13 protein-coding genes are annotated in these 11,423 nt (G+C 70.6%); 8 read left to right on the top strand and 5 right to left on the bottom strand.

Annotated features, from left to right (window positions below; translation table 11 throughout):
• Nucleotides 1-7 precede the first annotated feature (7 nt).
• On the bottom strand, nt 8-745 hold the full coding sequence (locus tag AB0M18_RS09495) for a transglycosylase SLT domain-containing protein (protein WP_365756258.1): 738 nt from the start codon (nt 743-745) through the stop codon (nt 8-10).
• A gap of 564 nt (nt 746-1,309) precedes the next feature.
• Between AB0M18_RS09495 and AB0M18_RS09490 the strand changes: the two genes are divergently transcribed.
• The 3 genes from AB0M18_RS09490 (at nt 1,310) to AB0M18_RS09480 (ending at nt 3,484) form a co-directional block, all read left to right on the top strand.
• On the top strand, nt 1,310-2,458 hold the full coding sequence (locus AB0M18_RS09490; protein WP_365756257.1) for a GAF domain-containing sensor histidine kinase: 1,149 nt from the start codon (nt 1,310-1,312) through the stop codon (nt 2,456-2,458).
• A complete protein-coding gene (locus tag AB0M18_RS09485) occupies nt 2,451-3,101 on the top strand; it encodes a response regulator transcription factor (protein ID WP_365756256.1) in 651 nt (216 codons plus the stop codon). Before AB0M18_RS09490 ends, AB0M18_RS09485 begins: the two co-directional genes overlap by 8 nt.
• Before the next feature lie 143 nt (nt 3,102-3,244).
• Entirely contained in the window at nt 3,245-3,484 is a 240-nt protein-coding gene (locus tag AB0M18_RS09480) for a chaplin (protein WP_365756255.1), read from the top strand.
• Between the two features lie 553 nt (nt 3,485-4,037).
• Here the strand turns inward: AB0M18_RS09480 and AB0M18_RS09475 are convergent.
• Nucleotides 4,038-4,826 carry a hypothetical protein gene (locus AB0M18_RS09475; protein WP_365756254.1) on the bottom strand — a complete coding sequence of 263 codons (789 nt, stop codon included), beginning with the start codon at nt 4,824-4,826 and terminating at the stop codon, nt 4,038-4,040.
• Nucleotides 4,827-4,991: 165 nt separating this feature from the next.
• Between AB0M18_RS09475 and AB0M18_RS09470 the strand changes: the two genes are divergently transcribed.
• The 4 genes from AB0M18_RS09470 (at nt 4,992) to AB0M18_RS09455 (ending at nt 8,250) form a co-directional block, all read left to right on the top strand.
• Nucleotides 4,992-5,789, top strand: coding sequence for an ABC transporter ATP-binding protein (locus AB0M18_RS09470; RefSeq protein WP_365756253.1), 798 nt, complete (start codon nt 4,992-4,994; stop codon nt 5,787-5,789).
• Between the two features lie 97 nt (nt 5,790-5,886).
• Nucleotides 5,887-6,315, top strand: a complete 429-nt coding sequence (locus tag AB0M18_RS09465; RefSeq protein WP_365756252.1) for an NfeD family protein — start codon at nt 5,887-5,889, stop codon at nt 6,313-6,315.
• A 96-nt stretch (nt 6,316-6,411) separates the two neighbouring features.
• Nucleotides 6,412-7,362, top strand: coding sequence for an SPFH domain-containing protein (locus AB0M18_RS09460; RefSeq protein ID WP_365756251.1), 951 nt, complete (start codon nt 6,412-6,414; stop codon nt 7,360-7,362).
• Between the two features lie 114 nt (nt 7,363-7,476).
• On the top strand, nt 7,477-8,250 hold the full coding sequence (locus AB0M18_RS09455) for a sulfite exporter TauE/SafE family protein (protein ID WP_365756250.1): 774 nt from the start codon (nt 7,477-7,479) through the stop codon (nt 8,248-8,250).
• A 69-nt stretch (nt 8,251-8,319) separates the two neighbouring features.
• Here the strand turns inward: AB0M18_RS09455 and AB0M18_RS09450 are convergent, their stop codons facing one another.
• The 3 genes from AB0M18_RS09450 to AB0M18_RS09440 form a co-directional block, all read right to left on the bottom strand.
• On the bottom strand, nt 8,320-8,826 hold the full coding sequence (locus tag AB0M18_RS09450) for an HNH endonuclease (RefSeq protein WP_365756249.1): 507 nt from the start codon (nt 8,824-8,826) through the stop codon (nt 8,320-8,322).
• 160 nt (nt 8,827-8,986) lie between these two features.
• Complete coding sequence (locus AB0M18_RS09445) at nt 8,987-9,520, bottom strand: YbhB/YbcL family Raf kinase inhibitor-like protein (protein ID WP_365756248.1); 534 nt, start codon at nt 9,518-9,520, stop codon at nt 8,987-8,989.
• A gap of 55 nt (nt 9,521-9,575) precedes the next feature.
• Nucleotides 9,576-10,358: a sporulation protein gene (locus AB0M18_RS09440; RefSeq protein WP_365756247.1), complete on the bottom strand. Its 783-nt coding sequence runs from the start codon at nt 10,356-10,358 to the stop codon at nt 9,576-9,578.
• Nucleotides 10,359-10,438: 80 nt separating this feature from the next.
• On the opposite strand from AB0M18_RS09440, the gene AB0M18_RS09435 reads away from it, so the two are divergent.
• A complete protein-coding gene (locus AB0M18_RS09435; protein ID WP_365756246.1) occupies nt 10,439-11,101 on the top strand; it encodes a DNA-3-methyladenine glycosylase in 663 nt (220 codons plus the stop codon).
• Nucleotides 11,102-11,423 lie beyond the last annotated feature (322 nt).

Below are 11,423 nucleotides of genomic sequence, written 5' to 3'. Positions count from 1 at the left end.
TACCGGCTCAGTACGCGCTGTTGACGTTGTCGATCGTGCCGTAGCGGTCGGCCGCGTAGTTGCAGGCGGCGACGATGTTGGCGACCGGGTCGTACTGGTCGAACTTGGTGCCGGGGATGTGGTACGCCTTGAAGGTCGGGTAGATCACCTGGAGCAGGCCCTTGGAGGGCACGCCGTTGATGGCGTTGATGTCCCAGTTGTTGATCGCGTACGGGTTGCCGCTGGACTCGCGCATCACGTTCTTGTAGATGCCGTTGTAGGTACCCGGGATGTTGTGCTTGTCCATGATGAACAGCGCCTCGCGGATCCAGCCGTCGAGGTTGTTCGCGAAGACCGGCTTGCGGGCCGCGGCACGGCTCGCGGCGGCCTTGGCGGCGGCGCGCTTCTTCGCCTCGGCCTTCGCCTTGGCGGCGGCAGCGGCCTTGGCCTTCGCGGCGGCGTCGGCCTTCGCCTTGGCGGCGGCCTTGGCCTTGAGGTCGGCCTCCTGCTTCGCCTTGAGGGTGAAGGCGGAGGTCTGCTGGTCGAGGCTGGCGGCCAGCGCCTTGGCCTGCGGGCTGCCGGCGTCGTACGACCAGGCGACCTGCTGGGTGTGGGCGAGGGCCTGGGGCTCGGTCTCGGTCGAGCCGCCGTTGCCCTGGACGAGAGAGAGACCGAGCGCCGCGGCGCTGAGGGTGGCGACGCCGGCGATCGCGGCCTTGTGGGTCTTCTTCAGACCACGACTGTGGCCAGGGGTGTTCGCAGACATGCAGGACTACCTCTTCGAATCGCTGGGGGTCGCTCAGGCCGGGGCGGCGCTGCGCCATGCTCGGCGGCGACGGACGCAATTCTTAGCGGCAGCAAAATCCGCTGGCAAAGGTGTGACCTACGATCCCGGATAGTGGATCAGGGCCCCCTAAGGGAGCCCTTCGGACCGGTATGCGACCAGTTCTGACGGCCCTGATCCCGCTTTTATCCGTCCACTAGGGACATTCGTAAGTGATCTGGGTCCTATGCGCGGGCTCACATCGGCCAGGTAACAAACTCACCGCGCGTTGCGTCTGCGATGCGTACGGTGAGCCCTCTCTTCCGGGAGGGGGGAGGAGAGGGGGGAGGAGAGGGGGAGAAGCGGGTCCGCGCCCGCGGGCACGCTCGCACGCGCGCGCGTGGTCCCCTCTCCCTCTCACGGGTACGTCGGCCCCTCCCACGGGGTACGTCGGTCTGGTCCCCGTCCTGGTCCCCGTCCTGGTCCCCGTCCTAGTCCTCCGGTCCCGGTCCGCCGCCGTCCCCGGGCGGATACGGACCGTCACACCCCACCGGTACGGTGGAACGCATGAGCCACCGTCCGAGCTCCGGCCTCGCCGCCGTGAGCAGCGCCCTCCTGGCGATGAACCGCCAGATGGAGGTCCGCGACGTCCTCAAGACGATCGTCGCCTCCGCGCGCGAGCTCCTCGACGCCGAGTACGCGGCGCTCGGCGTCCCCGACGACCACGGCGGCTTCGCCCAGTTCGTCGTCGACGGCGTCAGCGACGCCCAGTGGCACGCCATCGGCCCGCTGCCCCGGCAGCACGGCATCCTCGCCGCCATGCTCCACAGGGCCGAGCCCGAGCGGCTCGCCGACGTCCGCAAGGACCCCCGCTTCGAGGGCTGGCCCGAGGCCCACCCCGAGATGTCCGACTTCATCGGCCTCCCGGTCCGCGACGGCGACGAGACCCTCGCCGCCCTCTTCCTCGCCAACAAGGGCTGCCCCAAGCCCGACGGCTCCTGCGGCTTCACCTCCCAGGACGAGGAACTCCTCGCGCTCCTCGCCCAGCACGCCGCCATCGCCCTCACCAACGCCCGGCTGTACGAGCGCAGCCGCGAGCTCACCATCGCCGAGGAGCGCTCCCGGCTCGCCCACGAGCTGCACGACGCCGTCAGCCAGAAGCTCTTCTCCCTCCGGCTCACCGCCCAGGCCGCCGCCGCGCTCGTCGACCGCGACCCCGCCCGCGCCAAGGGCGAGCTCCAGCAGGTCGCCGCGCTCGCCGCCGAGGCCGCCGACGAGCTGCGCGCCGCCGTCGTCGAGCTGCGGCCCGCCGCCCTCGACGAGGACGGCCTCGTGCACACCCTGCGCACCCAGATCCAGGTCCTCGACCGCGCCCACACCGCCCGCGTCACCTTCGACGGCACCGGGGTCCGCGCCCTGCCCGCGTCCCAGGAGGAGGCCCTGCTCCGGGTCGCCCAGGAGGCCCTGCACAACGCGCTGCGCCACTCCGGTGCCGACCGCGTCACCGTCGCCCTCACCCGCACCGGCCCCGGCGGCGCCCGGCTCACCGTCACCGACGACGGCAAGGGCTTCGAGCCGTCGACCGTGCGCAGCGCCGGTCGCCACCTCGGCCTGGTCTCCATGCGCGACCGCGCCGCCGGCGTCGGCGGCACCCTCACCGTGACATCGGCCCCCGGTCGGGGCACCACGATCGAGATGGAGGTCCCCGGTGGCTGACAAGGTCATCCGCGTGCTCCTGGTCGACGACCACCAGGTCGTCCGCCGCGGCCTGCGCACCTTCCTGGAGGTCCAGGAGGACATAGAGGTCGTGGGAGAGGCCTCCGACGGCGCCGAGGGCGTCGCACGGGCCGAGGAGCTGCGCCCGGACGTCGTCCTCATGGACGTGAAGATGCCGGGCACCGACGGCATCGAGGCGTTGCGCAAGCTGCGCGAGCTGGCCAACCCGGCCCGGGTCCTGATCGTCACCAGCTTCACCGAACAGCGCACGGTGGTGCCCGCGCTCCGCGCCGGCGCGAGCGGATACGTCTACAAGGACATCGACCCCGACGCGCTCGCGGGCGCGATCCGCTCCGTCCACGCCGGGCACGTGCTGCTCCAGCCCGAGGTCGCCGACGCGCTGCTCAGCCAGGACGAGCAGGGCCAGGGCGGCGGCTCGGGCCGCGGGTCCACGCTGACGGAGCGGGAGCGGGAGGTCCTCGGCCTGATCGCCGACGGGCGCTCCAACCGGGAGATCGCCCGGGCGCTCGTCCTGTCCGAGAAGACGGTGAAGACCCACGTCTCGAACATCCTGATGAAGCTGGACCTCGCCGACCGTACGCAGGCCGCGCTCTGGGCCGTACGGCACGGGCTGACCTCGTAGCTCGGGCGGAGGGGGGTACGGCCGTTCCCCTCTTCATACAGTCGGGTGTATGTCCCCCACATGGCGCAACCCGGCGGGGCCGGCGGCGTTCTTCATGGCGAGCCGCGGCGGACCGGTCGCGGCGATGACCAGGAGGAACATCTGTGAACAAGCTCAAGAAGGCCGCTGCCCTCACCATGGTCGCCGGTGGCCTCGTCGCCGCCGGTGCCGGTGTCGCCTCCGCTGACGCGGACGCCCAGGGCCAGGCCCTCCACTCCCCGGGCGTCGCCTCCGGCAACCTGGTGCAGGCCCCGGTCCACGTCCCCGTGAACGTCTCCGGCAACACCGTCAACGTGATCGGCCTGCTCAACCCGGCCTTCGGCAACGGCGCCGTCAACCACTGACGCCCCGCCCCCTCCCGGCCCCCGGACGATCCCCCGGGGGCCGGACCCGCCCCTCCTTCTCGACGCGCGGCTCGCGCCCCTGCGCCGGCTGTGGGCCGGGGCCTCTGGGGTCTAGAACCCCTGTTCTCGTTCGCGTTCCTCTACGTACGCGTTGTACGCGGCGACCTGCGCTCGCCTCGCCACCCGTTCCACGGGCCGCAGCGCCGCGCCCCGTGCCGCCAGCCCCTCCTTCTCGACGCGCGGCTCGCGCCGTTCGGCGCCGGGGCGCCTCCCGGGCTTCGCCCCGCTGCGCCGGCCTCCGGCCGTCGGCTGTGGGCCGGGGCCTCTGGGGTCTAGAACCCCTGTTCTCGTTCGCGTTCCTCTACGTACGCGTTGTACGCGGCGACCTGCGCTCGCCTCGCCACCCGTTCCACGGGCCGCAGCGCCGCGCCCCGTGCCGCCAGCCCCTCCTTCTCGACGCGCGGCTCGCGCCGTTCGGCGCCGGGGCGCCTCCCGGGCTTCGCCCCGCTGCGCCGGCCTCCGGCCGTCGGCTGTGGGCCGGGGCCTCTGGGGTCTAGAACCCCTGTTCTCGTTCGCGTTCCTCTACGTACGCGTTGTACGCGGCGACCTGCGCCCGCCTCGCCACCCGTTCCACCGGCCGCAGCGCCGCGCCCCGTGCCGCCATCTCACCCGCGCTCACCGCGCCGCCGTGGCCGTCGTACGCCAGGTCCACCAGGAGGGCGATGCGCTGGGCCAGCTCCAGGACGCGCACCGCGCGGGCGGGGTAGCCGGGGGCCAGGACGTCGCGGCCGGCCTCCGCGCGGGCCCGGTACGCGTCGCGGGCCGCGTCCGCCGCAGGGCCCGCGGCGGCCACGTCAAGCCGGGTGAGCACCGTCGTCGCCTCCCGCAGGGCCTCCGCGAGCTCCCGCTCCGCCTCACCGAGCGACGGCACGTCCGCGGGCGGCGCCTCCCGTACCGGAAGGCAGTGCCAGACCACCTCCACGTGCACGTCACCCACCGGGCCCGCCTCCGACACCTCCGGCACCAGACCGTACGGCGCGCCGAAACCGACCACCGCCTCCTCCGCGTCCAGCGCCCGCGCGTTGAACTCCGGCGGACCGCTCAGCCCCAGCGGATGCCCCGGCGCCGGCAGCGCCACCCGCCACCCCGTCACCCCGAGCCGCCGCAGCCGCCCGAGCGCCAGCGTCAGACCGACCGGCCCCGCCTCGCCCGGCAGCCCCTCCACGCGGTGCACCGCGTCCTCACCGACAATGGCCTGCGCCGCATCGTCCGGCGACACCGCACCGGCCAGCAGGGCATTGCCCCAAGCGGCCAGCCGTCCTGAGCGTGGTTCCGAAAGCATGCCCCTACCCTAGGGACTCGAACGGGCCCCCAAGACGCAAAGCCGTCCCTTAGCAAGCCCTAGAGACCGGCCCGGCCACCCGGTGGCGTAGGTTTTCCCCTGGACGCCGCGCCCAGACCCGCACGGCGGTGACACGACTCGACCGCAAGGGGAGACAACGCGCTCATGAGCGATGTACTGGAGCTGGTGGACGTATCGGTGGTCCGCGACGGACGCGCTCTGGTGGACGAGGTCTCCTGGTCGGTCAAGGAGGGCGAGCGCTGGGTCATCCTCGGCCCCAACGGCGCGGGCAAGACCACCCTCCTCAACGTCGCCTCCAGCTACCTCTTCCCCACCAAGGGCAGCGCCACCGTCCTCGGCGAGCGCCTCGGCGGCGTCGGCACCGACGTGTTCGAGCTCCGCCCCCGCATCGGCGTGGCCGGCATCGCCATGGCCGAGAAGCTCCCCAAGCGCCAGACCGTACTCCAGACCGTCCTCACCGCCGCGTACGGCATGACCGCCACCTGGCACGAGGACTACGACCCGGTCGACGAGGAGCGCGCCAGGGCCTTCCTCGACCGCCTCGGCATGAGCGACTACCTCGACCGCAAGTTCGGCACCCTCTCCGAGGGCGAGCGCAAGCGCACCCTCATCGCCCGCGCGATGATGACCGACCCCGAGCTGCTGCTCCTCGACGAGCCCGCCGCCGGCCTCGACCTCGGCGGCCGCGAGGACCTCGTCCGCCGCCTCGGCCGCCTCGCCCGCGACCCGTACGCGCCCTCCATGATCATGGTGACCCACCACGTCGAGGAGATCGCCCCCGGCTTCACCCACGTCCTGATGATCCGCCAGGGCAAGGTCCTCGCCGCCGGCCCCATGGAGACGGAGCTCACCTCCCGCAACCTCTCCCGCTGCTTCGGCCTCCCGCTCGTCGTCGAGCACGTCGGCGACCGCTACACCGCCCAGGGCCTCCCGCTCAAGTAGAACCGGGTACGGACGGCTCAAGTAGGGCCGTACGGCGCCGAGTCCGCACAGCTGCGGCGCCCTGTCACAGCGGACCCCACCGCCCTACCATGACCATGTGGACATCGACGCATGGATCTGGTGGCTGATCGGCGCGGTGGGGCTCGGCATTCCCCTCGTCCTCACCGCGATGCCCGAGTTCGGCATGCTGGCCGTCGGCGCGGTCGCCGGCGCCGTCACCGCCGCGCTCGGCTTCGGCATCGTCGCCCAAGTGATCGTCTTCGCCGTGGTCTCCGTCGCCCTGATCGCCGTGGTGCGCCCCGTCGCCGCCCGGCACCGCGACGGCCGCCCCGGACTCGCCACCGGAGTCGACGCCCTGAAAGGGCGTCAGGCCGTGGTCCTGGAACGGGTGGACGGCCAGGGCGGCCGCATCAAGCTGGCCGGCGAGGTCTGGTCCGCCCGCACGCTCGACTCCGGGCAGAGCTTCGAACCCGGCGAACAGGTCGACGTCGTCGACATCGACGGGGCGACCGCCGTCGTGATGTGACCGAACCTCACCCATGACCCCCGACGGTCTGGGAAACTCGATCATCGAGATCAACATCTGGTCATCAACCCGGCAGCGAAGGGCACAGGGAGCGCGATGTCAGCAGTCATCATCGTCCTGATCATTCTGGTGGTGCTTGTCTTCATCGCCCTGATCAAGACGATCCAGGTCATTCCCCAGGCGAGCGCCGCCATCGTGGAGCGCTTCGGCCGCTACACCCGCACGCTCAACGCCGGCCTCAACATCGTGGTCCCGTTCATCGACCGCATCCGCAACCGCATCGACCTCCGCGAACAGGTCGTGCCGTTCCCGCCGCAGCCGGTGATCACCCAGGACAACCTGGTCGTCAACATCGACACCGTCATCTACTACCAGGTGACCGACGCCCGGGCCGCCACCTACGAGGTCGCCAGCTACATCCAGGCCATCGAGCAGCTCACCGTCACCACCCTCCGCAACATCATCGGCGGCATGGACCTGGAGCGGACCCTCACCTCACGCGAGGAGATCAACGCCGCGCTCCGCGGAGTCCTCGACGAGGCCACCGGCAAGTGGGGCATTCGCGTCAACCGCGTCGAGCTCAAGGCCATCGAACCGCCCACCTCCATCCAGGACTCGATGGAGAAGCAGATGCGCGCCGACCGCGACAAGCGCGCCGCGATCCTCACCGCCGAGGGCATCCGCCAGTCCCAGATCCTCACCGCCGAGGGCGAGAAGCAGTCCGCCATCCTCCGCGCCGAGGGCGAGGCCAAGGCCGCCGCCCTCAAGGCCGAGGGCGAGGCCCAGGCCGTCCGGACGGTCTTCGAGGCCATCCACGCCGGTGACCCCGACCAGAAGCTGCTCTCCTACCAGTACCTCCAGATGCTCCCGAAGATCGCCGAGGGTGACGCCAACAAGCTCTGGATCGTGCCCAGCGAGATCGGCGACGCCCTCAAGGGCCTCTCCGGCGCCTTCGGCAACGTCGCCCCCGGCGTCCCCGGCTTCAACACCAAGAACGCCCCGACCGCGGACATCCCCGCCCGCCGCGAGGAACCCCAGGTCGACTGAACCCCGGTTGACTGACACGTACACGTAATCTCGCGATCTCGGGCATGATCGGCGCGAGCCCCTCGATCCCGCCACAGGCGGGACGGGGAGGCGACTCACCGAACCCGTTAGGAGATGGCGTTGTCCATCTGGGAAATGCTCGCGGTCCTCGCGGCCGGCATCGCCGCCGGAGGCATCAACACCGTCGTCGGATCGGGAACGCTGATCACGTTCCCGGTCCTGCTCGCCACCGGCCTCCCACCGATCACCGCGAACGTGTCGAACACCCTCGGCCTGGTCTCCGGATCCATCAGCGGCGCCATCGGCTACCGCAGCGAACTCAAGGCACAGAAAGCCCGCGTCCTGCGCCTCGGCACCACGGCCCTCCTCGGCGGCCTCGTCGGCGCGATCCTCCTCCTCGCCCTGCCCTCCGAGGCCTTCGACGCGATCGTCCCCGTCCTCATCGGCATCGCCCTGATCCTCGTCCTCTTCCAGCCCCGCATCGCCGCCGCCGTGCGCCGCCGCCGCGAGGCCAACGGCACCGAGGCCCACCCCCACGGCGGCGCCGCACTCCTCGTCGGACTCTTCCTCGCCAGCATCTACGGCGGCTACTTCGGCGCCGCCCAGGGCGTCCTCTACATCTCCCTCATGGGCCTGCTGCTCAACGACAGCCTCCAGCGCATCAACGCCGTCAAGAACATCCTCGGCGCCGTCGTCAACGGAGTCGCCGCCGTCTTCTTCCTCTTCGTCGCCGACTTCGACTGGACCGCCGTCCTCCTCATCGCCGTCGGCTCCACCATCGGCGGCCAGATCGGCGCCAAGGTCGGCCGCCGCCTCTCACCCACCGTCCTGCGCGGCGTCATCATCGCCGTCGGCATCGTCGCCATCCTCCAACTCACCCTGAAGTAGGCCGAGAACGCGGCGGGCCCGCCCCTGGAATGCACCGACCAGGGCGGGCCCATACTCATACGAGACCGACTACGCGGCCTGCGCGGCCAGCCACTCCGGCAGCGCCGAACGCTCGGCAGCCTTCAGCGCCAGCAGCATCGCGTCCGCCGGCGTCGGCTCGAACGGCTGGTGCAGCAGCGGCATCCCCGCCTGCTCCGGCGTCCGGTCCGCCTTGCGGTGGTTGTCCTCCGCGCAGGACGCCACCGTGTTCAGCCAGCTATCCCCACCACCCTGCGCCCGCGGCACCACGTGATCCACCGTCGTGGCCCGCCGCCCGCAGTACGCGCACCGGTGCTGGTCCCGCACCAGCACACCCCGCCTCGACCACGGAGCCTGTCTTCGGAACGGCACCCGTACGTACCTGCACAGCCTGATCACCCGCGGCACCGGCATGTCCACGGCGGCCGCGCGGACTCGAAGACCGGGGTGCTCCTGCTCCACGACGGCCTTGTCCTGCAGGACAAGCACCACCGCACGGTTGAGTGTGACCGTCGAAAGCGGCTCGAAGCTCGCGTTCAGTACCAGCGTGTCCCGCATGTTGCCCACCTCCCGTGTGCCGGCCCACCCCCGTGGCGGGCTTGGATCAACTCTGGCCGGGCGCGCCGGGTAGGACAACGCAATATCCGCGCAAAGAAAGATGCCCGCTTCTGATCTCTCCAAGACCAGAAGCGGGCAAACAACAGACGAACGGTGAGCCTTAAGCGGGGTTCTCGTACTCCGACACGAGCTGGGCGCGCCCCAGCGTGTGGAACCGCAGATTGAAGCCCACCGCCGCCGGCGAGGCGTCCGCGTCCGGACCCAGCTTCTCCTGGTCCACCGCGTACACCGTGAAGACATAACGGTGCGGCCCGTCGCCCTTCGGCGGAGCGGACCCGCCGAAGTCCTTCGACCCGTAGTCGTTACGGGCGTGCACGGCACCCGCCGGCAGCCCCGCGAACGACCCCGAACCCGCACCCGCCGGCAGCTCCGTCACCGACGCCGGGATGTCGAACAGCACCCAGTGCCAGAACCCGCTGCCGGTCGGCGCGTCGGGATCGAAACACGTCACCGCGAAGCTCTTCGTCTCCGCGGGGAAACCCTCCCACCGCAGATGCGGCGAGGTGTTCCCCTTCGCGTACACCTGCGCGTCCGGCACCACACCACCGTCCCGGACGTCGTCGCTCACCACGGTGAACGACGCCACCGGCGGGTGGAAGTCATGGGGGAGCGGTGCCCGCTTGCCCTCGGCCACGTCTGAACCTCCGTCTCGCTGACCGGTCCTACGGGACCGAGCCTAGATCCCGTCCCTAGAGCCAGTTGCGACGCCCGCCGACCTCGGCGAGCCACTGGTTCAGGTACGCCGCCCAGTCCGTCGTGTGGAAGTCGTGCAGCCCCACCGTGAACGAGCGGTACGAGTCGCTGCCCTCGACGAACAGCCCCGGCTTCTTGTCCATCTCCAGAACGACGTCCATCTGGTGCTCGTCCGCGACGAAGCTGACCTCGACCTGGTTCAGACCCCGGTACTGCTGCGGCGCGAAGAACTCGATCTCCTGGTAGAACGGCAGCCTCTGCCGCGTCCCCCGGATGTGCCCGCGCTCCATGTCCGCGTTCTTGAAGCGGAAGCCCAGCTGGATGAAGGCGTCCAGGATCGCCTGCTGCGCCGGCAGCGGGTGCACGTTGATCGGGTCCAGGTCGCCCGAGTCCACCGCACGGGCGATCTCCAGCTCCGTCGTCACACCGATGTGCATGCCGCGCAGCTGCTGCCCCGCGATCGCGGTGACCGGCGTCTCCCACGGGATCTCCAGACCGAACGGCACCACGTGCACCGCCCCGGCCTGCACCTCGAAGGCCCCGCCCAGGCGCACCTTCACGAACTCGATGTCCTGCTTGTACTCCTGGTCGTTGCCCTCGACCTCGACCCGCGCCTGCAGGCCGACCGAGAGTCCCTCGATCTGCTGGGCGACCGAACCGCCCTGGATCCGCACCTCACCCTGCACGACGCCGCCGGGGACCACGTTCTCCTCGGTGAGCACGGTCTCCACGGACGCCCCACCGGCACCCAGGCTCGCGAGCAGCTTCTTGAACGCCATGTCCTGCGTCCTCTCCTTAGACGGTCTGACCCCTACATACGCGCAACGAAGGTAGCCGGTTCCCCGTACCCTCGGACGCCATGAGCGAGAGCCCCGACCGTACGCCGCTCCCGCGGAGCTTCTTCGACCGCCCCGTCCTGGAGGTCGCCCCGGACCTGCTGGGCCGCACGCTGGTACGGAACTCCCCGGACGGCCGTATCGAGCTCCGGCTCACCGAGGTGGAGGCGTACGCCGGCGCGATCGACCCCGGCTCCCACGCCTTCCGCGGCCGCACCCCGCGGAACGCCGTCATGTTCGGCCCGCCCGGACACGCGTACGTCTACTTCACCTACGGCATGTGGCACTGCCTCAATCTGGTGTGCGGCCCGGAGGGCGAGGCGAGCGGAGTACTGCTCCGAGCGGGTGAAATCCTGACCGGCGCCGAACAGGCGAGAAAGCGACGCCTTTCGGTCCGTTACGACTCCGAGCTCGCGAAGGGCCCGGCCCGCCTGGCCACCGCCCTCGACGTCGCCCGCTCCCTCAACGGCACCGACGCCTGTGCAGGCCCGGACGCCCCGCTCACCGTCCTCACCGGCACCCCACCCACCCCCGACCTGGTCCGCAGCGGCCCCCGCACAGGAGTGGGCGGTGACGGCGCGCCGCACCCCTGGCGCTTCTGGATCGACGGCGACCACACGGTCAGCCCCTACAGGGCGCACGTCCCACGCAAGCGCCGCCTTGACTCGGGCGCCACGGATGCGTAATGTAGCCCGAGCCGCTTGAGACGGGAAGTGCTCACTGAAGCCTCTCGGAAGCGGCCATCCACTCCTTACAACGATCTCCTACCGGGGCTCATTTCGGCGTGCCGAAATTTGTTTCGAAAGGCTCGATTATGAGTCGCCATGGAAATCCGCTAACGTAGTGGACACGCCGGAAGGGCCCGGAACGACGAAAGTCGAAAAGGGACCGGAAAGCACCGAGGAAATCGGACCGGAAAGATCTGATAGAGTCGGAAACGAAGGAAGCGCCCGGAGGAAAGCCCGCGAGGGTGAGTACAAAGGAAGCGTCCGCACCTTGAGAACTCAA

The sequence above is a fragment of the Streptomyces sp. NPDC051909 genome (genome assembly GCF_040681095.1).
In the GTDB taxonomy this organism is placed as follows: domain Bacteria; phylum Actinomycetota; class Actinomycetes; order Streptomycetales; family Streptomycetaceae; genus Streptomyces.
This window is presented reverse-complemented; position numbering and strand designations above follow the sequence as displayed.

Coding starts and splice junctions, on each gene's coding strand:
- AB0M18_RS09495 (WP_365756258.1), bottom strand. CDS start 745: ATGTCTGCGAACACCCCTGGCCACAGTCGTGGTCTGAAGAAGACCCAC.
- AB0M18_RS09490 (WP_365756257.1), top strand. CDS start 1,310: ATGAGCCACCGTCCGAGCTCCGGCCTCGCCGCCGTGAGCAGCGCCCTC.
- AB0M18_RS09475 (WP_365756254.1), bottom strand. CDS start 4,826: ATGCTTTCGGAACCACGCTCAGGACGGCTGGCCGCTTGGGGCAATGCC.
- AB0M18_RS09470 (WP_365756253.1), top strand. CDS start 4,992: ATGAGCGATGTACTGGAGCTGGTGGACGTATCGGTGGTCCGCGACGGA.
- AB0M18_RS09460 (WP_365756251.1), top strand. CDS start 6,412: ATGTCAGCAGTCATCATCGTCCTGATCATTCTGGTGGTGCTTGTCTTC.
- AB0M18_RS09455 (WP_365756250.1), top strand. CDS start 7,477: ATGGCGTTGTCCATCTGGGAAATGCTCGCGGTCCTCGCGGCCGGCATC.
- AB0M18_RS09450 (WP_365756249.1), bottom strand. CDS start 8,826: ATGCGGGACACGCTGGTACTGAACGCGAGCTTCGAGCCGCTTTCGACG.
- AB0M18_RS09440 (WP_365756247.1), bottom strand. CDS start 10,358: ATGGCGTTCAAGAAGCTGCTCGCGAGCCTGGGTGCCGGTGGGGCGTCC.
- AB0M18_RS09435 (WP_365756246.1), top strand. CDS start 10,439: ATGAGCGAGAGCCCCGACCGTACGCCGCTCCCGCGGAGCTTCTTCGAC.